Genomic DNA, 20,450 nt, shown 5'->3' with positions numbered 1-20,450 from the left:
CATGATGAAATCATCGGCTTTCCTCTTTAATTCTGACAAAATGGTGACATTTTCAAAAAAGCATATCACCAAGCAAAAATACCTGACATCTTAGGGGTCGGCAGCACGTCAAAAAACGGCGAAACCGGGGCTGCGTGCCCCCGGATTCCGCCGTTTCAATATGGATCTATTCCGCTTTACTCGCTAATGCTCTTCAGCTCTTGGGCCAGCTGTCGCCACTGCTCTGCAGACTGTCCGCCAGCAAGAGACGTTTGCATGGCCTTCACAGCCTGCTCCAGCTGCTCCAGCAGCACATCTCTATACTGCGTCAAGGCCACGGTCGTTTGCTCGGTGTAATGACGGACCAGCTCGTGAGACCTTGATGCAAGGAGAACGGCAATGTCCTCCTTCACTAACGGCTCAGCCTGCTCCCGCAGCTTGAGGCTGCCCTGACTTTCGAAGAAATGCCTCGGATTCTTGAACAGGCTCCAATACGGACCCCAGTCCTTCGGCTGCTGAAGCGCACTTTCCGGCAGCGTGGGAGCAGGCCACTCCAGTTCCAGACTTACGGACAAGGCGAGACCTTCTTCAAGCTCTTTAATACGATCCAGCACGCGCTGAACGGCTTTAGAGCAGAGCTTGCGCCCTGTCGCCTCCAATCTGAGCGTGGTAGCCCACAGCTCCTGATCCAGCTCCAGCGCCAGTGTGCGCTGAAGATCCTTCCCGCAGGCCGCGAACGCCGCCTTCAGACTGCCGCCATCCTCGCGCAGTACCGAGGGATGGAAGGCATCCTGGAAAAAGGAACCCATGGCATAATCAAGCCGCTGACGAACGTGGAACAACAGCTCACCACATTCCTCCTGCACATCGCGCTCATAGCTGATGACTGGCAGCTCTTCCAGCATACAGACAGCTTGTGTGCGGGATTCCTCCAGCCGCTGGGCTCTCACTTTGCGGCTATCCGCGTCCTCCTCAGCCAGTCTGGCCCACCTCTCCGCTTTCCCGGAAGCCTCTCTAATGCTGTCCAGGCCTGCCCGCAGAGACAAGCCGGGCAGCTCTTCCACGGCAAAATGATTCAGGGTCTTCTCAAATGACAGGAAGCCGGAGGATGCCAGCTTGACATCATCTGCCGCCTGCTTGGCTCTCAGGGATTCCAGACTGGAAACCGGAAAAATGCTCGGCCGGCTAATGCCGCTTCGCTTCAAATTATCCTGGACATGCTCTACCACCTGCTCCAGCTCTTCCTGTGAGGAAGCCAGATCGGCCGCGTTGACAATGAAGAACATTTTGTCCAGGGTAAAGCTGTCCTTCACCCGGCCCAGCTGCGACAGAAACTGACGGTCGGCCTTGGAAAAGGCATGATTATAATAAGTCACATATAAAATAGCGTCCGCATTCTTGATATAGCTGAACGTGACACCGGTATGCCGTGCATGAAGGGAATCGGCCCCTGGCGTATCGACCAGCACGATGCCTTGCTCTGTCAGGTCACAGCCATAGTACAGGTCAATGCCTTCAACATAGCAGGACTTGGTTTCGTCGGCTACGAAGCCCCGGTACTCCTCCAGTCCCACGGTCATGATGCTGCCTAGCCGGGACTCCATGTCCTCCCAGCCGGCCGCTGCTGCCTTTAGAAAACCGTAATGCGGCAGCCCTGCCGGGTGAATACCGGCGGGGGTCAGCTCCTCTGCGGCCTTGCGCCAGCTGCTCTTGGTGGGCTGCTCCAGGCCCAGAACCTGAAAGGAATAGTTCAGATCATCCCACCAGGTGTCATAGGTCTTCATCTTCACTTCCGCCGTTCCGTGCAGATGGTCAGCATTCGGTGCCAGAATGCGATTGACCGCCGCGGTGGTCGGGTGCGGCGATACCGGCAGGACGCGTTCGCCCAGCAGGGCGTTGGCGAATGAGGATTTGCCGGCGCTGAAGGCACCGAACAGCGCCATCGTGAAGGAGCCGCCCGCGAGGCTGTCCGCGCGGGCGTCCAGATCCCGCGCAGCTTGCGCCAGCGCGGGATGCGGCGCCAGCAGCGCCGAAGCAGCCCGCAGCTTCGCTGCCGCTGCTTCCAGGCGCTGGCGCCGGCCCCCGCCTTGCGGCACGCGGCGGGGCAGCCCTTCCCCCTGCGGCGGCGCAGCCGCAGGGGCGGGCTCGGCTGCGGCCTGCGGCAGCGCAGCCGGCTCGCTCACCTCCGGCAGGAGGCCGGGGGTGAGCGGCTCTGGCGGCGGCGCGAGCTGCGCAGCCGCGCCGCTGCGGGCGGCCTCCGCCTGCTGCAGCGCAGCATAGCGGGCGGCGGCCGCCGATTGCGCCGTCAGCTCTGCGTGACGGCGCGAGAGCTCGGCCACGCGGACTGAAGCTGCGTCCGCGGCGGCCTGTTTGAGGCGGTCCGCCAAGGTCAGGACCGCCTGCCGATAGCTCGCCTTGATCTGATCGGCGAGCTTCCGGCAATAGTTCAGCATATATTCTCCGGAGAGAATCGCCTGCGGCTCCACAGTCTGAAGTAGCAGCTCCGCTGTAACCCTCGGAAGAACAGAATCCAGGACCTGCTCCTGTTCTTCACCGAAAGAAGAGACGGCCTCCATGCTGCTCTTCCACAGCTGGCGCAAATGGAATTCGACCTGTGAGGACACCTGCTGCTTCAGCCGCTCCAGAAGCTGCTCCTGCCGTCGCTTCTTCTCCTCGCCCGTCTTGCCACTAGAGAACAGAAAGCCGACCTTAAAGCCGCTTTTCTGGCTCTCCAGCCAGGACAAGGCCAGGTCCCGCAGCTCGGCAGGCATCAGGTTTGCATTCGCCAGCAGTGCATCTCCTTCCTTGCGGAAAGCCGTTGCCGTCACCTCCGGCATATTCCGGGCAGATGAAAGCTCGGCCTCTTCCTCCGCAAGACGCTGATTCAGCGCCTCCAGCGCAGCTTGGCCCCCAATCTCCTCCAGCAGCGCCTCCTTCTCCTCCTGATGACTTCTCGCAAATGCCTCTCCATGAGAATGCGCGACCTGCCGTAGCGAAGAGGCTACACTGTAGTCCAGCAAGGACCGCGACTGCTCCAGGAGGCCGGCAATGACGGACTGAAGCTCCGGCCATTGATTATAGGGATAATCATGCACCTTCAGTGAGATGCAGAGCAATCCCTGATATTGAATGTTCCACTGCCGGAACGCTTTGCGAACGTCACTCAGGTAAGACGCCAGGCTGAGCTCCTCATCTCGGTGCTTGTCGATCTGATTGACAATCAGATACAGCGGCTTCCCCCAATCCGACAGGCTCTTGGCAAACATAAGATTGCTCTCAGACTGAACATGATTGTAATCCATCACATAAAAAACAACATCGGCCAAATGCAGCGCGGAGTGAGTCGCCTTCTGATGGCCGTCGTCCGTGGAGTCCACACCTGGTGTATCCATCAGTACACCATGGCCTTGAAGCACCGGAACCTGATCCCACACCTCAATAGCACGGTAGTCGCCGCCAGCCTTGCAGTATTCAGCCAGCTCCTCGGTCGTTACCGTAATGCTCTCTTCGACGGCTCCGTCTGCCCGGTGGATCACCGCCTTGGCGTCTCCGTTTCGAATCGTTACAATATTTGCGCTTGTCGGCACGGGGCCGGATGGAAGCACCTTTTTGCCGCACAGGGCATTGATCATACTGGACTTGCCTGCCGAGAAATGCCCGCAGAAGGCGAGTGTTAATTCCTTGGCTTCCTGTTTCCGTTGAAGATCCTTGGCCAGCTCCGCGGAGGATTCATCATTCCACGCCTGGAATTGCGCAATGGCTTCCTGCAGCAGGTCTGCATTGAATCCGGTTTCATGTGCTGTAACAGCTTTCACTTGTCATTCGCTCCTCTTCCGATCCTGTCATCAGGGATGCTTGATTTCTCCATTCCTTCATTGTACCATCTCGCCGGAATATATGGAAAGAGGCCGCAGATCGGGAAGACTCCCCTGCGGCCTCGCTATTCCATGCTTTGTCCCCGGCTCTAAAGCTTACAGCGCAGCTGCGCTCTCGGTTTCCGGAATGAGAATTTCAAACACGTTTCCATGCTGCAAAATGGTCACGCCGCGGGATTTATCGCGCATAACGACGACCTCTGCCTTTTGCGACATCCGTTCCAAATAATTTTCCGGCGCTTCACCGGAATGGCTGAAGGTTACGCCTTCAACCTCCTTCTCTTCATTCTCTTCCAGCTGGGTTTCAACCACCTGTTCAAAAATGTCAGAGAACAATTCAAAATTATCCGTGTATACCGAGATGCATTTCATGTTTAATCCCATCCTCTTTGTCTACTTTGTGCCGCCAGCCTGCTAATCCTTATTCTTCCTGACGACTGATGTTTTCATACGTTTCTTTCCTTCACGGCACAGGTCCAGCAGCGGACATACCTGGCACATCGGATTTTGCGCCTTGCAATGATAACGGCCGAAAAAAATGAGCCGGTGATGCGTCAGTGTCCACTCATCCCGAGGGACGCGCTTCATCAGCTTTTTCTCGACTTCCAGCACGCTGTCCTTCCAGCCAGCCAGTCCCAGCCGCTTGGACACCCGCTCCACATGCGTATCCACCGCGATGGCCGGTACACCAAAGGCATTGGATACCACAACATTCGCAGTTTTGCGGCCCACACCTGGAAGCTTGACCAGCTCATCATGAGCCTCTGGCACTTCACTTCCATACTGCTCAATCAGAATGAGGCACAGCTGGTGTATGTGCTTCGCCTTGTTACGGTACAACCCGATCCGTCGGATGTCCTGCTCCAGCTCTTCAATCGGAACCGAGACATAATCCTGCGGGGTTTTGTATTTCTGGAACAAGTCCTTCGTCACTTTGTTCACTGTTTCATCGGTACATTGAGCAGACAGCAGCACGGCAATGGTTAGCTCGAATGCATTGTTATGATTCAGCTCGCAGTGTGCACCCGGGTACATAGCGCCGATGGTATCGAGAATGTGACGTACGGTAGAATTATTCATCGCTGGTCCTCCCGCAAAAAAAAGTCTTGATGCGAGCAAATCCCGCATCAAGACGGTGTTTCTCGTGTATCCCTCAGTGATAACTATTGTTTCACGACCTCTACAACGGTGCCGTTGTTGAAATACAGTACAATATTATCATTTTCTTTCAGGGATTGCACGGACAAGTTCTGATCATTTTGGTGAACAAATACGCTACTTGACGTACGGAAGCGATATTCATCCGTTGTGTACGTCCGTTTTACATAAATTTCGCCATTTTGAGATTTCCAGAACGTTTTTGATAAAGAATCCAGAACCTTGACTACGGTCACTCCGGTAATGTCCTTGTGAACCTCGACCCGGTCATTAAGGGTGAGGCCGGCCAAGCTTGTGGACACCGCGCCACCGCGGTTCATCTTGACCCCGCCTGCTGCCGAAATGACTTGCTGCGTTCCATTAAAGTCTTTCACGGTCAGCGTGTTAGCGGCAGCATCCACAGCCATCACTTGGCCTAGCGTCAGACGAACCTCCTGGATCGAGGTTGGCGTTGTGCCTGTAAACTGTACATTGACCAGACTGCCTGGCTTCAAGGCACTAATCTGAATCGGTTGGCCGTTCTCGTCACTCATGACGGTTTTGTCAGTGTAAATGAGCTTGGACACCCCATCGTGCTTAACCGTAAGCCGGTTTAAGGAAGGCTCCACCGATCCCACCTCAAACTGAACGAAAGCCTTAGACTTCAAGCTGGCCAGCATATCCTGGTTAGCGGAAAGCTCCGCATAGACCTCGTCGCCGATTTTGATATCCGAGAGCGAGGCGGAAGCCTTACTGTACAGCTCTACCTTCGGATTCGAGAATGGCAGCTTCACGGTTTCACCGTTGTCGGTGAGAATCGTAACCGTCTTGGCGGCTGTATTGATTTCCGTCAATGTGCCCTCGTACTGATATATGACTTCCAGGGATAGTGCGCGGTTGCCCAGATGCTTGATGTTCACCTTTCTGCCAGAACCGAGCAGACCTTCAACCGCGGACAGCGAGCTGCCGGCCGAGGACTCCAGCTTGGTCTTCTCATCCAGGATCATCACGTGCGGCTTGCCGGCGCTGTCGCTTACCATCAGCCACTTCTTGGCTGCATCATATCTCGCTACGACCGCCTGCTTCATCAGCTCGGACTGACGTCCTACGACCGTGATCTTGGTGACCTGCTCATCGCCATTAATGATCAGCTCCACCTCGTCTCCGGCCTTCTCGTCAAAGATGAGGTCATCCAGCACCGGTCTTGCAATCCCGCTGACAATCAGCTCCGGCTGAGAGGCCAGCACCTTGATTTCCAGCTGCGTGCTGCCAGAGCGTTTATACGTAATGAATTTCCCGTTGGGATCGGCTGAATACAGCATGGCGCTAACGGTGCGGTCAACGCTCTGGCTAATTTCAACGCTCTTCAGCATACTGTTCTCAACCGTGTAATTCACGACAGCTCCCGCCTTTAATTCAGAAGGTGTCAGCAGCTGGGTTTGGTATTTGATGATGGCTCCTTCATAGCTGTAGGTTTCTGCAGACCCCGTCGTGGTCTGCACCGTAAGCTTCTTGCCATTGAGATCCACTGACTGAATGACCCCTGTCGCCGTTTTGTTCACTACGCCATCCTTCACCGTGATCGCTACAATCTGCTTCTGTGGCGTAAAGGTTTCCCGCTGCACAGTTACTACGCTGCCCGGCACCAATGTCTTGGGATCGGCAGGATCAATCTTGCTGCCGTTTTGATCCAGGAAGAGGGTATCTTTTGTGTAAGACAGAGACTCAAAGCTCGATCCCGTATCAAACCATATGACCTGGTCGGGGGACAGACGCTCAAATTTCCGTTCAAAGGATTCCAGCTGCTGCTCTTTATCCATAAGCTCGACATAAGCTGCTGCACCATCCTTCGCAATGACGGTTACCTTCGTGTAAGGCTGGATATCTCCTTGTGTAATGCGTCCGGCAGCGTCTTTCTCAAAATAGGCCGTGGAAGGCTGCAGTGAAAATGTCTGGCTCTGTCCATCGGTATACAGAGTCAGCCCGCCATCGCTCATTGAGGTGACGACGCCCTCATATTGATTCTCATACTGTTCATCTATGTAGGCCTGAGCCCGGCTAAAAAAGGTAGCCAGCTGAGCCCGGGTGACCGCTCCTTTCGGATCAAACCGATTAGCCGTCACGCCTTGGGCAAGACCCAGCTCAACGGCGGTATTGACATACCCTGCGCGGTCAGGTGAAATGCTGCCATGGTCTGCAAAGCCTGAAGCTTCCGACATGGCTGCTTGCGCATCTGCAGTACGGCCGATGGAGCGGATCAGCACCTCGGTAATCCATTCCCGGGTTGCCGTTTGAGCTCCCCAGATCATGCTGTCATCGGCATACTGCGATTCTTTCTCTTGATTGAGCAGGTTTTGCGAAAGCGCCAGGCTGACGTACGGTACAAAGTAATTATTTACTTTCATATTTGTCGGTAATGTCGCAGCCGTGTCGGTGCCTTCATTCACATTCAAATTCAAGAAACGGATTGCCATCGTCATAGCTTCCTGCTGAGTTACGGGATCATTAGGACGAAACTTGCCGTTATTACCAGTTATAATCCCTTGAGCCGCCAGTTTATAAATGTATTTTTCTCCCCAATAGCCGCTGACGACATCACTGAAAACAGGCGTCGAGAGCGCCGCGCTGACTGCTGTAGGTGCTGCAGGCTCTGCAGATACGCCAGTTCCCATAACCATAAGCCCGGCCATGACGGCGGAGACCACTTTTTTGGAATGAATATTTCTTCGTTTAGATGACATTGTTGTTGCTCCTTTCATTTCTGCTATACGCGTTCTTTGACATATTCGACAGCAGAATGTGATCTCCTTCCAGCAGCTAGCGGGTTTCCGGGTTATACAGCGTCACATGTCCCATCAGGCTCTCTACCTGCTTACCGTCGAGCAGCAGCTGAATGGTTTCCACTTCATCAAATTGAAAGTAGGTGCCCTTGAGCGCCCGAATTGCAAAATCCTCTCCCGTGGAGCCCATGTTTGCCGTATCCGGCATATGCAGATCCAGTGTCAGATCTCCATCCTCAAATGACAAGGAAAGAAGCTTCATGTTACTCCAGAGCGGAACCATCTCCTGAGATGTGCTCTTCTGAAGCGCATCGTAAGCCGCCTGGTATTTCGCTTTTTCATCGGTATACGTAATCTTGGCTGTATCCTCGAGAAGCTCCATCAAGTCAGGATCGGTGTAGTATACTTTGATCTCTTCACTTTGCTGCGCTGGCTCGGCTTCTTCCTGAGGCGTTGACGTAGAGGGGGCTTCACTGCCCCCTGTGCTTCCGCCTGCACCCTGCGTGCTGGATGGCGTCTGTGACGGCGCCGTGGTAGTGCCTTCGTTTCCGGTCTCTGCAGTCTCCTGGACAGGAGCTGCCGACTTCTCCTCCGCAGGGACAGGTGCTGCCCCTGGTTTCTCTCCGCATGCCGTTCCTAGCAGCATAAACGCTGCCAGGAACGCCGCAGACCCTATTTTTTTATTCATGAGTCCACCTCCATCTGCCCTGCATCACTATTATTTAAAATATTCATTGAGTCCGTTCACAATCGACTGCGCGACACGGTCCTGAATCCCGGAATCGTAGAGCTTGGTTTCATCCGTTTTATTGGTCAGGAACCCGACCTCCAGCAGAATGGCCGGCATCGTGGTCTCGCGGATGACGTGGAAATTCCCGTATTTCACTCCGCGGTCCTTCAATCCAACGGCATTTAACATATTTTTATGAATGACCGTCGCCAACGATTTGCTGGACGAACGCTGATAAAAGGTCTCCGTTCCGGAAGCCGTGGCAGGTCCCGCATTGGCATGAATGGAGATAAAGACATCTGCCTTCAGCTTCTCGGCAATTTTCACGCGGTCACTCAGCTCCAGGAAGGTGTCATCACTGCGTGTAAGGACAACGTCGATCGTTGAGCTGTTCTCCAGCAGCTTGGCCGTTTTGAGAGCGAGACTCAGGGCAAAATCCTTTTCCTTTTTCTTCGAGACGCTGATTGCGCCAGGATCATGACCCCCGTGTCCGGCATCAATGACGACGAGCTTTTTGCTGCCTGCTCCCGGAGCAGGAACCGGCTCAGAGCTTGTATTCAGGTCCACTGTAAACAAGCCGTTAGGTTCATTATGAAGCGTATAATTTTTGGGATAATTCAGATCAATGACAATGCGAACGGTTGACGGGCTGTCGCTGTACAGCGAATACCGGACCGATTTCACATCTGGATATCCGGTTACCGTCAAGGACCCATTGTTTGTAGCGTCCAAAATATTACTCGTGCTGAATTGCTCGGAGAATGCCGCATTCTCTACATCAATGACAATCCGGTCCGGCGAGGTCAGCTTCATAATCTTGGGCTTCATCGTTCCTGTCGCCGCTACCAGCAGGCGATTGCTGCTAAAGCTGATTCCGTCAATCGTTGTCAGAGTACCGTAATCGGACTCACCCGGGTTTGAGACGCCTGACTCCGGGGTAATAAGGTATACTGCTTTCTCTTGATTGTTCCAGCTGACATTCATGCCCATCTGCTCACTCACAAACCGGATGGGTACGATTGTCGTGCCTCCGCGCAAGAGCGGTGCCTTAACCATGCTTACACGTTGACCATCAATGGATGCACTGCTGCTTCCGACCACCATCTCGACGGTTTTTCCTCCGCCTTGAACCGTAATTTTCTGTGCTGCCTGATTCCAGCCTACCGTGTAGCCCAAATTCTCGGATACGACCCGGATCGGCACCATCACGGTTCCATTGATATTTTCCACATTGACACCTTGAGACAGCTGCAGCTCATTGCCGTTCAAATAAATCTTGGCACTTAATGCGCTTGCCTCAATGCCCTTTGGAAACACCAGCATGATGATGAACAGAAACATAAAAAAACCGAACTTCTTCATCCTTCACCCCTACCATCCTATTAATCTGCCATAAAATGGCGTAGACTTCCCGGCCTGTCCGACATTACCTGACATACAATAGACGCGTCACTCGTTCTAAAGTTGCGAAAATATTTCCACTTTGCCAAAAAAATAAAGCAGCCCTAAGCAGATTGCTTAAAGGCTGCTTTACTTTATATAGGAATAATATTACCTGAAATCCACCCCTAACTTATCAAGGTGTAGGACGCTTCATCGGATGCTCGAGGACAACATGTCCCATCAAACTCTCGACCTGTTCTCCATCAATAAGCAGCTGGATCGACTGAACTTCCTCAAACTGGAAAAACATATTCTCCAGTGCTTCCAGAGCGTACATCTCTCCGCCAGCACCCAGATTTGCCTCAGCGGGCTTGGTGATATCCAGAACGAGCGCCCCGGCGTCAAATTCAACCTGATTCAGCGTAATGGCCTCATTCCACAATGGAACGAACTCTTCATCATCGCTCTGCTGTAGTGCATTAAAAGCTTTAGCGTATTTGTCTTCAGCGCCGCTGTACATAATTTCTCCCGGGGCTTCAACGACGCCCATCAGCTCAGGATCTGTGTAGTAGAGGACTACCTTTTCTTTGCGCATCGGCTCCTCCTTCTTCTCTCCATCTGAAGCTGAAGTGCTGTTTCCTGCGACCTGAGTGCCTGCAGTCCCTTGTGCCTGCTGGGTGGTATCGACATCATCTTTGACGTTGCCCTCATCGGCTCCTGCCGCTTGCTTTACCGCTCCCGTGTCTGCAGGAGGTGCTGCAGCCGGCTTGTCTCCACATCCGCTGCTCATTACCATTACAGCAGCCAGAATTGCTGCTGACCAATATTTACGTTGACTCATTAAACCGTCCCCCTTGGGAAGTACATTACTGTACTTTAAGATATTCCTTAATTCCATCTACGATGCTTTGTGCCACCCGGTTTTGGAAATCTTCCTTGAACATCTGTGTTTCATCACCTTTATTGCTTAAGAACCCGATCTCCAGCAGTACGGCCGGCATGGATGTTTCGCGGGTCACATGAAAATTTCCGTAAGAGACGCCACGATTCTTAAGACCTGTAGCTTTAGAAAGATGACTGTGCATAATTTTGGCAAAAGACAAGCTGGCATCCCGCGTATAAAAAGTCTCCGTTCCGTTGGCGCTGCTGGAATTGTTGCTATTTCCATGGATGGAAACAAAAACATCAGCCTTAAGGTTGTTAGCTATTTTTACCCGATCCTTCAGCTCCAGAAACGTGTCATTGCTTCGTGTAAGGACTACTTCGATCTGAGTTTCCTTCTCCAGGAGCTTCCCGACCTTCTGGGCAACGGCCAGATTAAAGTCCTTCTCCCAACGCTTGTTCACGCTAGGAGCACCCGGGTCTCCATCTCCGTGTCCGGCATCAATGACAACGATTTTCTTGCCGCTGCTAGCCGGCTCCGCCGGTGCTGCGGTCTGCTCTATGTTTAAGTTGAGTGTAATTAATCCATTCTGATGGGTAAGCTCATACGCTTTGGACGTATGGAGGTCCAGAACGACACGCACGGTTTCCGGGGAAGCACTGAATCTAGCATAACGGATCTGCTTCACGTCGGGGTATCCTTCAAGCGGAAGGATCGTTTCCTTGCCCACTTGTTGATCCGACCCGGCAAAGGAGCTGGACAGAAAGCTTTGCGGAAGATCAACGACAATCCGGTCAGGGCTAGGAATACTAAAAACCTTAGGCGTCACTTTTCCGGATACGGCAATCAGCAGCTGGTTATCGACGAAGCTGATGCCATCGACGCTTGCCAAAGCTGAGACCGGGGTCACTTCTTCTACAGGAGTGACAGCGCCGGGATTGCTTCCCACTGATCCTGCTGGGGGCGGGCTTACTTGAACGGGTTCAGTCGCGACAGGAGGTGCGCTGCTAGTCAAATATACCGCCTTGATCTGGTTGTCCCACTCAATATCCATGCCCATCTCTGTACTTACAAAGCGCAGCGGCACCAGGGTGGTCCCCCCCTGCAGCATCGGCGGGATGCTCATCTGAACCTCGATCCCGTTCACCTGAGACTGTGTCTTGCCCACATTCATATGTACCGCCGTAACGCTGTCCAGCACAGAAACGGTCTGAGTGGACTTTTCCCATTTCACTTCATAGCCTAGGTTCTCGGAAATGACCCGAATGGGGACCATGATAGAGTTGTTGACATTTAACACCTTGACTCCGGACGGTAAATTCAGCTGTTCTCCATCCAGATAAATCTTTGCACCGCTTGCCTCCGCTTTTCCTGCACTGCCTAAACTCAGCAGAAAAAGCACCAAAAACATCAGCAGACCACACTTCTTCATACTCACACCTCTACCATCCCTATGAATTTAATGAAAGCGACGAGTACCCAAAAACCGCCATATTGGCTCAGCATGCGGCATTTTCCGGCTTCACAGCGAATGTTCCGCACTATATCTATGATTTTAACAGAAAAAACTTCCATATCCTACAGCGGATATGGAAGTTTTGAAGTTTTTTAGAAAGAAATATCGAATGCTGCCGGCTTAAGCGAACAAACGGTTGTGATGCTCCTGCTCGTAGGCATCAATGGCATCAGCATGCTGCAGCGTCAGTCCGATATCATCCAGACCTTGAAGCAGGAACTGACGACGATGCTCATCGAGATCAAACTGAATCTGAAGCCCTTGATCATCGGAAAGAAGCTTGTTCTCAAGATCTACACTCAGCTGATAGCCTTCATGAGCTTCAGTACGCTGGAACAGCTCTTCAACCTGCTCTTCCGACAGCTTGATCGGCAGAATGCCATTCTTGAAGCAGTTGTTATAGAAGATATCCGCAAACGAAGGCGCGATCACAACACGGAAGCCGTAATCCATAATCGCCCAAGGGGCATGCTCCCGGGAGGAGCCGCAGCCAAAGTTCGCTCTGGAGATCAGTACGCTGGCTCCTTGATAACGCGGCTGATTCAGAGGAAAGGTTGTGATGACCTCTCCCTGCTCGTCGAAGCGCCATTCATAGAACAGAAACTGGCCAAAGCCTGTGCGCTCGATTCTTTTCAAGAACTGCTTAGGTATAATTGCATCGGTATCTACATTGACCCGGTCCACGGGTGCAACCAATCCGTTTAATTTCGTAAATGCTTCCATTGTAAACTCCCCCGTCCCTTCTTAGATAACAGCTTCTTCAGATACAAAATTCCAGTCACGGACATCAACAAAATGTCCCTTTACAGCTGCTGCAGCTGCCATTGCCGGAGATACGAGATGTGTTCTGCCGCCACGTCCCTGGCGTCCTTCAAAGTTACGGTTGGAGGTCGAGGCACAGCGCTGTCCTGGCTGAAGCACATCCGGATTCATGGCAAGGCACATACTGCATCCGGCTTCACGCCATTCAAAGCCTGCTTCTGTAAAGATTTGATCCAGGCCTTCCTTCTCAGCCTGCAGCTTCACGCGGCCGGAACCGGGAACGACAATTGCAGTGACCTGAGGTGAAACCTTGTGTCCTTTTGCTACTGCGGCGGCAGCGCGAAGGTCTTCAATCCGTCCGTTCGTGCAGGAGCCGATAAATACATAATCAATCGGAATTTCTGACATCGGTGTACCTGGCGTTAAGGCCATGTACTCCAGTGCCTTTTCAGCTGCCTTGCGCTCGTTCTCGGTTTTGAAATCTGCCGGGTTAGGTACTGCGGAGGAAATGTCTGTACCCATGCCCGGGCTGGTGCCCCAGGTTACTTGCGGGATCAGGGTCTCCACATCGAATTCAAGCACCAGATCAAACTCGGCGCCTTCGTCAGTAACGAGCTGCTGCCAGGAAGCTACAGCACGGTCAAAGTCTGCACCTTGAGGCACATGCTGACGTCCACGCAAATATTCAAATGTCGTTTCATCCGGAGCGATCATCCCCGCACGGGCGCCGCCCTCGATGGACATATTACAAACGGTCATGCGCTCTTCCATCGACAGATCACGAATCGCTTCACCGGTGTATTCAATTACATATCCCGTCGCGAAATCCGTGCCGTATTTAGCAATTACGCCGAGAATCATATCCTTCGCGGTTACGCCAGGGTTACGGTTGCCCTTGAAGCGAACCTCCATGGTCTTTGCTTTGGCCTGCTGCAAGCACTGGGTCGCAAGCACATGCTCAACCTCACTGGTACCAATACCGAAGGCCAATGCGCCGAAAGCACCATGAGTAGACGTATGGCTGTCGCCACACACGATGGTTTTGCCCGGATGAGTCAGGCCCAGCTCCGGTCCCATAACGTGTACAACACCCTGGTCAATCGTCTCCAGATCATACAGCGTTACGCCAAAGTCCCGGCAGTTCTGAGTCAATGTGTCAATTTGCTGCTTGGAGATCGGATCACTGATATTGTAGCGGTCTTTTGTCGGAACATTGTGGTCCATTGTTGCAAAAGTCAGCTCCGGACGGCGAACCTTACGGCCGCTCAGGCGCAGGCCTTCAAAGGCCTGGGGAGAGGTTACCTCATGCACCAGATGCAAATCAATATACAGGATGCCGGGCTTGCCTTCCTCTTGATGGATCACGTGATTGTCCCAGATTTTCTCAAACATTGTCTTTTTACTCATTCATATCACCCCATTAGTTCATTACGTCCATATTAAAGAGAGTTGAATCTCCCTTTTGCTTATATGTAATATAGCATGTTCCTCTTGATTGATCCAAGATATAAAATCTATAAAAGCAATAGGTTCCAGCTATAAATGACTCCTCACTTTTAAATGCAATGATAAACTAATATAATTGAACTATAAATTTCATAGGTATTGCCTATAACGGAGTGATGATATGGAATTACGCCAGTTAATGTATACCCTGCAAATTGCAGCGGACAAAAATTTTTCCCGGGCCGCAGAAAAGCTTCACATCGCTCAGCCTTCACTTAGCCAGCAATTGTCCAAGCTCGAAAAAGAGCTCGGTGTACTGCTGTTTCAACGGAATACCAGCACGGTCGAACTGACTCATGCAGGCGCCAGCTTTGTGGAGCACGCCCAAAAAATCATGGATGCCGTGGAGCAGCTTCGGCAGGAAATGTCGGATATATCCCAGCTCCGCAAAGGGAAAGTCGTCGTGGGCAGCATGCCGATCACCGGCTCACATCTGCTGCCGTGGGTACTCCCTGCTTTTCACCAGCAATACCCTGATGTCGAGATTGCATTACTGGAGGATTCCTCTGCCAATCTCGAGAAGCTGACGGCTAGTGGAAAAACAGATCTCAGCCTGTTATCGCTGCCATTAACCGAGCCATCCTTGTCCTGGGTGCCTATTGGAGAAGAACGAATTGACCTCGCCGTGCCGATCCGCCATCCGCTGGCGGCGAGAGCGGATAAGGGCAGCCCGGTGCCCGTCGCTTTGGAGGAGCTGAAGGAAGAAGCCTTCATTGTGCTCAAAAAAGGTCAAGGCTTCCGCCAGCTGACGTTCGATCTTTGCCGGAATGCCGGCTTCGAGCCGAGGGTGGTGTTCGAAAGCAATAACATTGAGACGGTCCAGTCGCTCGTTGCCGCGGGCATGGGCGTGACCCTCGTTCCCCGCTTCATCGTGCGGGCCAAGCGCAGCGAATTCATTCCTGTGTATTTGCCGCTTGCAGAGCCGGTCCCCAGCCGGACGCTGGTCATAGCGTATCGAAACGGCCGATATTTATCCAAGGCTGCAGAAGCGTTCATTGAAACCTTCAAGGAAGTCATGGGCCGCCTGGCCGAGAGCGACCGCTCCATCTGCAAGGATTAAGTCATTAAGAGTTAATGTAGGCGAAAAACCGAACTCGATTCGACTCAGCGGCGCTAGTGGGCCCAACGAATGCGAAAAACCGAACTCATTTCGACTCAGCGGCGCTAGTGGGCCCAACGAACGCGAAAAACCGAACTCATTTCGACTCAGCGGCGCTAGTGGGCCCAACGAATGCGAAAAACCGAACTCATTTCGACTCAGCGGCGCTAGTGGGCCCAACGAACGCGAAAAACCGAACTCATTTCGACTCAGCGGCGCTAGTGGGCCCAACGAATGCGAAAAACCGAACTCATTCCGCCTCCACGGCGCTATGCGGTCCTACGAACTCGAAAAACCGAACTCGATTCGACTCAGCGGCGCTTTCCGGTCCAACGAACTCGAAAAACCGAACTCATTCCGCCTCCACGGCGCTATGCGGTCCAATGAACGCGAAAAACCGAACTCGTTCCGTCCCCACGGCGCTATTCGGCCCTATGAACGCGAAAAACCAAACTCATTCCGCCTCAGCGGCGCTATTCGGCCCCATGAACGCGAAAAACCGAACTCATTTCGACTCAGCGGCGCTAGTGGGCCCAATGAACGCGAAAAACCGAACTCGTTTCGACTCAGCGGCGCTATGCGGTCCAACGAACTCGAAAAACCGAACTCATTTCGACTCAGCGGCGCTATTCGGTCCAACGAACTCGAAAAACCGAACTCGTTCCCGTCCCCACGGCGCTATGCGGCACAACGAACTCGAAAAACCGAACTCGTCCCGAAACAGACCACCACCAGAGCCCAAAAAGGCGATGCCAGGGAATCTCCCTAAACATCGCCTTTTTATTAATCTTCAAGCGTCCCTGACACTCTCAAACCGTCTTCACCGCTGATCCCGCCAGCGTCAATCTACAATCCCAGATTATGCTGATCCGGGCCAGCCCTATCTACTTGCGCAGATTGTGCTTGTCCACCAGCCGGTTCTGGTTATCAGGAATGCGGGCCTTGTCTTCAATGGCATCGTTGCTGCCGCGGCTTCCGCCCTCGGATACACCCTCTACAAAGCTGCGGAACTGATTCTTCTGCTCCTGAATGGTTTCCTGGCTGTCCTGCTCGTTGTGATCTTGATTGGCCATGGCTTCATACCTCCTTGTTGGGGAATACACATAGTATACCCGTGACCTCTAGGATGAAACGCCGGATTCAAGGTGATCAGCTCAGCTTATACAATCCCGGTCTGCGGTCTTCAAAGACGGGAATGCGGGTCCGAACCTCATCCGTCAACGCCGGATTCAGCGCCCCCCGGAGGATACCTTCCTCTTCGCCGCCCTCCACAACGATGTCGCCCCAAGGGTCAATGATCATGGAGTGACCAAAAAAAGTAGTGTCCCCGCTTGTGCCAACCCGATTGCAGGCCACCACATACATTTGATTCTCAATGGCTCGGGCCGTCAGCAGCGTTCTCCAGTGATGCAGCCGCGGATTCGGCCACTCTGCAGGAACGAACAATACCTGAGCACCCTTCAGCGCAAGCGTTCTCGACAGCTCTGGAAAACGGACATCATAGCAGATGGATGCACCGGCTGTAAATCCGGGCTGAAGATCAAACACTACCGCCTGATCTCCAGCAGACAGATGCTTCTCCTCATCCATCAGTCTGAATAAATGAATCTTGGAATACATGGCTTTCTGCTCACCTGCAGCGTCATAAACATACATCGTGTTATAGATCTGTCCGTTCTTCTTCTCCGCCACAGAGCCGCCGACGATATGCACCTGATGTCTCTTGGCAAAAGAGCTCAAAAGCTCCCTGGCCTGTCTGCCGTCTGGATCGGCCAGCTCATGAATGCGTTCCAGCGCGTAGCCTGTGTTCCACATCTCAGGCAGCACCAGAATATCCGGCTTCTGCCCCTCGGAAAGCGCAGTCTCCATCAGCTTTTTTATATGTTGAAAATTGGCGGTCGGTTCACCGATCTGAATATCAGCCTGAATCAGCGCAATGTTCACAGAAAAAACTCCTTTCGTCGCATGCTGCAATATCCTCATCATATCCCGTAAACTCTGTCGTTTCAATAGAACGCCCCAAAGCCCTCTATACAGCCCTGATAAATCGTGATAAATTTAGGTTCAAAGAAATCATGACGTACTCTTTTTGGCGCAGGAAGCAGTACAGAACCGGAGTGACTTTAACATGAATTTGAACCTTAACCCGCCATTTGAAATCCGCCCTGCTGACATCATGGCACAGCTGCCAACACAGTTTTTTGCCACGCTGGTCGGTAATGTAAGCCGTTTGACTGCTCAAGGGCATGATGTTATTAATCTCGGACAAGGCAATCCCGATCAGCCGACACCAGCTCATATCGTAGCCCGGCTAAAGGAAGCAGCCGATAATCCGCAGTATCATAAGTATTCTCCGTTTAGCGGCTACTCTTTTTTGAAGGAGGCTATTGCCAAGAGATATAAGGAGGATTACCAGGTAGACCTGGACCCCGAGACGGAGGTGGCCATCCTGTTTGGAGGCAAGACCGGGCTCGTCGAGCTGCCGCAGATTTTGCTGAATCCCGGTGAGCTTTGCCTGGTGCCCGATCCCGGTTACCCCGACTACTGGTCAGGCGTTGCTCTGGCCAGAGCCGAGATGAAATTTATGCCGCTAGTGGAGAGTAACGATTATTTACCTGATTACAGTGCCATTTCGGATAGAGACAAGGAGCGGGCTCGGCTCATGTTTTTGAATTATCCGAACAATCCGACCTCAGCGGACGCCCCGTTATCCTTTTACGAAGAAACTGTGGCATTTGCTGCACAACACGGCATTGTGGTTGCAAGTGACTTTGCATACGGTGCGATCGGCTTTGACGGTCATCGTCCCGTCAGCTTCCTGCAGGCAGAAGGCGCCAAGGATGTAGGCATTGAATTTTACACCCTCTCCAAGACCTACAACATGGCCGGCTGGAGAGTCGGATTCGCTCTCGGCAATGCGAGGATCATCTCACTGATCAATCAGCTTCAGGACCATATGTATGTCAGTCTGTTCGGAGGCATTCAGTCTGCGGCAGCCGAAGCTCTAACTGGTCCGCAGGACTGTGTGCGGGACCTGGTATCGGTTTATCAATCCCGCAGAGACGCTTTTCACGACGCTCTAAAGGGAATTGGCTGGAATGCAGCCAAGCCTACAGGCTCGTTCTTCAGCTGGCTGCCGGTACCCAAGGGCTTCACCTCGGTCTCGTTTGCCAATCTTCTTCTTGAAGAAGCCCATGTCGTCATGGCACCGGGTGTTGGATTCGGAGCACATGGTGAAGGCTATGTGCGTGCCGGCCTGCTAAGCAGTGAAGAGCGCCTGCAAGAGGCCGCTGCCCGGATTGGTAAGCTGGGCGTATTCTGAGCCATTGATCTTTGAAAAGTAGAAGCCGTTGTGGTATTCTTGCTAGTAATTATAAACCGAACTCATAAACGTAATGACGGGATCAGTACGACAGGTCCGGCGCGCCCAGAGAGCGAATTCCTCAGGCTGAAAGAATTCGCCGTTTAGCCCCCTTCCGAAACCTAACCCCGAACGGCCTGCCCAGCAGGACAGCACCCTCTGTTACAGGGAAAGAGCCGGATGAGTGACCTCATCAATAAAGGTGGTACCGCGGAAGTTAAGCTTTCGTCCTTTGTCATACAAGGACGAAAGCTTTTTTTATGGCTATATCAAGGATATAGAACAACAATGAGGAAGTGATTGTAATGCCTTCACGTGTCGTCGTCAAAATCGGCAGCAGCTCCCTAACCACTCCGGAAGGCGGTTTAAATGCCGCTGCCATCCAATTTTATGCCTCCGAGCTGGCGCAGTTAACCCAAGAAGGACATGAAGTGCTTCTGGTGAGCTCCGGTGCCGTCGCTGCCGGTTTCCGCAAGATCGGCTATCCGGCCAAGCCGCGCCTGCTGCATGAGAAGCAGGCGGCCGCAGCAGTGGGCCAGGCTCTGCTCATGGAATCCTATCAGGCCGCCTTTGCCGGGCATGGGCTGACAGCCGCCCAGATCCTTTTGACCCGAACGGATTTCTCCAACCGAAAACGCATGAACAACGCCAGCCTGACGATTGAAGAGCTGCTGAAGCAGGGTGTCATTCCGGTCATTAATGAGAACGACACTGTATCTGTGGACGAGCTGAAATTCGGGGACAATGATACCTTGTCCGCGCTCGTGGCCAACATGGTTCGAGCCAGGCACCTCATCATCCTGACGGATATGAACGGCTTGTATACCGCTGATCCCCGCAAGAATCCTGAAGCCGTCCGGTTTCAGGAGATTGAGGAGATTACCGAAGAGATTTATGGACTGGCTGGCGGGTCAGGCAGCAGTGTCGGTACCGGCGGGATGCGCTCGAAGCTGGATGCGGCCAAGATTGCCACCCGTGGAGGCGTTCCCGTCTTCATTGGCCGGGCAGATCAGCCCGGCGAGCTGCTTCGTGCACTGAAGGGCAACGGGAACGGCACCCGTTTTGCCACCCAGCTCTCAACCTTGCCCATGAAGAAGCAGTGGCTCGGCTTTATGTCCTCCCCTTTTGGAACCCTTATCGTGGATGATGGAGCCGAGAAAGCACTGCTCCACGGCGGGCACAGCCTGCTTCCGGTCGGTGTGAAGAGTATGGAAGGACATTTTCAGCTCGGTGATGTGGTTGAGGTAATGAACAGCCGCCGCGAACGTGTGGGCCGGGGGATTGTCAATTATGATTCCGAGCAGCTCCAGCATATTATAGGCATGTCGACCCGAGAGGTGCTCGCCGCTCTTGGCGAGGTACATCGCCTGGAAGTCATCCACCGGGATGAATGGATTACGTTAAAGTGATAGGATAAGGAATAGAAGGAGGCTTGCAGC

At 53.0% G+C, this 20,450-nt stretch carries 15 protein-coding genes; 3 read left to right on the top strand and 12 right to left on the bottom strand.

Annotation, left to right across the window (positions count from 1 at the left end; translation table 11 throughout):
* Positions 1-176: 176 nt before the first annotated feature.
* The 10 genes from E6C60_RS09460 to leuC all read right to left on the bottom strand — a co-directional run bounded on the left by E6C60_RS09460 (position 177) and on the right by leuC (position 14,452).
* Positions 177-3,794, bottom strand: coding sequence for a dynamin family protein (locus tag E6C60_RS09460; RefSeq protein WP_138225631.1), 3,618 nt, complete (start codon positions 3,792-3,794; stop codon positions 177-179).
* Between the two features lie 156 nt (positions 3,795-3,950).
* Positions 3,951-4,226: an NAD/NADP transhydrogenase alpha subunit gene (locus E6C60_RS09455; RefSeq protein ID WP_138225630.1), complete on the bottom strand. Its 276-nt coding sequence runs from the start codon at positions 4,224-4,226 to the stop codon at positions 3,951-3,953.
* Positions 4,227-4,268: 42 nt separating this feature from the next.
* Positions 4,269-4,934, bottom strand: a complete 666-nt coding sequence (nth, locus tag E6C60_RS09450) for an endonuclease III (RefSeq protein WP_138225629.1) — start codon at positions 4,932-4,934, stop codon at positions 4,269-4,271.
* Between the two features lie 83 nt (positions 4,935-5,017).
* Positions 5,018-7,732, bottom strand: a complete 2,715-nt coding sequence (locus tag E6C60_RS09445; protein WP_138225628.1) for an S-layer homology domain-containing protein — start codon at positions 7,730-7,732, stop codon at positions 5,018-5,020.
* A 76-nt stretch (positions 7,733-7,808) separates the two neighbouring features.
* On the bottom strand, positions 7,809-8,459 hold the full coding sequence (locus E6C60_RS09440; protein WP_138225627.1) for a GerMN domain-containing protein: 651 nt from the start codon (positions 8,457-8,459) through the stop codon (positions 7,809-7,811).
* A gap of 30 nt (positions 8,460-8,489) precedes the next feature.
* Positions 8,490-9,863 carry an N-acetylmuramoyl-L-alanine amidase family protein gene (locus E6C60_RS09435; protein ID WP_138225626.1) on the bottom strand — a complete coding sequence of 458 codons (1,374 nt, stop codon included), beginning with the start codon at positions 9,861-9,863 and terminating at the stop codon, positions 8,490-8,492.
* A gap of 214 nt (positions 9,864-10,077) precedes the next feature.
* Positions 10,078-10,725, bottom strand: coding sequence for a GerMN domain-containing protein (locus E6C60_RS09430; protein WP_138225625.1), 648 nt, complete (start codon positions 10,723-10,725; stop codon positions 10,078-10,080).
* Positions 10,726-10,750: 25 nt separating this feature from the next.
* Positions 10,751-12,199 (bottom strand): N-acetylmuramoyl-L-alanine amidase family protein, encoded by a 1,449-nt coding sequence (locus E6C60_RS09425; RefSeq protein WP_138227713.1) that lies wholly within the window; start codon positions 12,197-12,199, stop codon positions 10,751-10,753.
* Positions 12,200-12,403: 204 nt separating this feature from the next.
* A complete protein-coding gene (gene leuD, locus E6C60_RS09420) occupies positions 12,404-13,006 on the bottom strand; it encodes a 3-isopropylmalate dehydratase small subunit (protein WP_138225624.1) in 603 nt (200 codons plus the stop codon).
* Positions 13,007-13,027: 21 nt separating this feature from the next.
* The gene (leuC, locus tag E6C60_RS09415; RefSeq protein WP_138225623.1) at positions 13,028-14,452 is read right to left on the bottom strand and encodes a 3-isopropylmalate dehydratase large subunit; all 1,425 of its coding nucleotides are present in this window, start codon (positions 14,450-14,452) and stop codon (positions 13,028-13,030) included.
* 220 nt (positions 14,453-14,672) lie between these two features.
* Between leuC and E6C60_RS09410 the strand changes: the two genes are divergently transcribed.
* Positions 14,673-15,611, top strand: coding sequence for a LysR family transcriptional regulator (locus tag E6C60_RS09410; RefSeq protein ID WP_138225622.1), 939 nt, complete (start codon positions 14,673-14,675; stop codon positions 15,609-15,611).
* Positions 15,612-16,534: 923 nt separating this feature from the next.
* Here E6C60_RS09410 and E6C60_RS09405 read toward each other — a convergent pair.
* Together E6C60_RS09405 and E6C60_RS09400 are read right to left on the bottom strand one after the other, a co-directional pair.
* Entirely contained in the window at positions 16,535-16,723 is a 189-nt protein-coding gene (locus tag E6C60_RS09405) for a hypothetical protein (protein ID WP_138225621.1), read from the bottom strand.
* Between the two features lie 76 nt (positions 16,724-16,799).
* Positions 16,800-17,633, bottom strand: a complete 834-nt coding sequence (locus E6C60_RS09400) for a carbon-nitrogen family hydrolase (protein ID WP_138227712.1) — start codon at positions 17,631-17,633, stop codon at positions 16,800-16,802.
* A 145-nt stretch (positions 17,634-17,778) separates the two neighbouring features.
* Between E6C60_RS09400 and E6C60_RS09395 the strand changes: the two genes are divergently transcribed.
* Together E6C60_RS09395 and proB are read left to right on the top strand one after the other, a co-directional pair.
* The gene (locus tag E6C60_RS09395) at positions 17,779-18,972 is read left to right on the top strand and encodes a pyridoxal phosphate-dependent aminotransferase (protein WP_138225620.1); all 1,194 of its coding nucleotides are present in this window, start codon (positions 17,779-17,781) and stop codon (positions 18,970-18,972) included.
* A 344-nt stretch (positions 18,973-19,316) separates the two neighbouring features.
* Complete coding sequence (proB, locus tag E6C60_RS09390) at positions 19,317-20,420, top strand: glutamate 5-kinase (RefSeq protein WP_138225619.1); 1,104 nt, start codon at positions 19,317-19,319, stop codon at positions 20,418-20,420.
* Positions 20,421-20,450 lie beyond the last annotated feature (30 nt).

It is taken from the genome of Paenibacillus algicola (genome assembly GCF_005577435.1).
Taxonomy (GTDB): domain Bacteria; phylum Bacillota; class Bacilli; order Paenibacillales; family Paenibacillaceae; genus Paenibacillus_AQ; species Paenibacillus_AQ algicola.
Note: the sequence above shows the minus strand (reverse complement) of the source record. Positions and strands in the feature narration are given on the sequence as shown.

Coding starts and splice junctions, on each gene's coding strand:
- E6C60_RS09455 (WP_138225630.1), bottom strand. CDS start 4,226: ATGAAATGCATCTCGGTATACACGGATAATTTTGAATTGTTCTCTGAC.
- nth (WP_138225629.1), bottom strand. CDS start 4,934: ATGAATAATTCTACCGTACGTCACATTCTCGATACCATCGGCGCTATG.
- E6C60_RS09445 (WP_138225628.1), bottom strand. CDS start 7,732: ATGTCATCTAAACGAAGAAATATTCATTCCAAAAAAGTGGTCTCCGCC.
- E6C60_RS09440 (WP_138225627.1), bottom strand. CDS start 8,459: ATGAATAAAAAAATAGGGTCTGCGGCGTTCCTGGCAGCGTTTATGCTG.
- E6C60_RS09435 (WP_138225626.1), bottom strand. CDS start 9,863: ATGAAGAAGTTCGGTTTTTTTATGTTTCTGTTCATCATCATGCTGGTG.
- E6C60_RS09430 (WP_138225625.1), bottom strand. CDS start 10,725: ATGAGTCAACGTAAATATTGGTCAGCAGCAATTCTGGCTGCTGTAATG.
- E6C60_RS09425 (WP_138227713.1), bottom strand. CDS start 12,199: ATGAAGAAGTGTGGTCTGCTGATGTTTTTGGTGCTTTTTCTGCTGAGT.
- leuD (WP_138225624.1), bottom strand. CDS start 13,006: ATGGAAGCATTTACGAAATTAAACGGATTGGTTGCACCCGTGGACCGG.
- leuC (WP_138225623.1), bottom strand. CDS start 14,452: ATGAGTAAAAAGACAATGTTTGAGAAAATCTGGGACAATCACGTGATC.
- E6C60_RS09410 (WP_138225622.1), top strand. CDS start 14,673: ATGGAATTACGCCAGTTAATGTATACCCTGCAAATTGCAGCGGACAAA.
- E6C60_RS09405 (WP_138225621.1), bottom strand. CDS start 16,723: ATGGCCAATCAAGATCACAACGAGCAGGACAGCCAGGAAACCATTCAG.
- E6C60_RS09400 (WP_138227712.1), bottom strand. CDS start 17,633: ATGAGGATATTGCAGCATGCGACGAAAGGAGTTTTTTCTGTGAACATT.
- E6C60_RS09395 (WP_138225620.1), top strand. CDS start 17,779: ATGAATTTGAACCTTAACCCGCCATTTGAAATCCGCCCTGCTGACATC.
- proB (WP_138225619.1), top strand. CDS start 19,317: ATGCCTTCACGTGTCGTCGTCAAAATCGGCAGCAGCTCCCTAACCACT.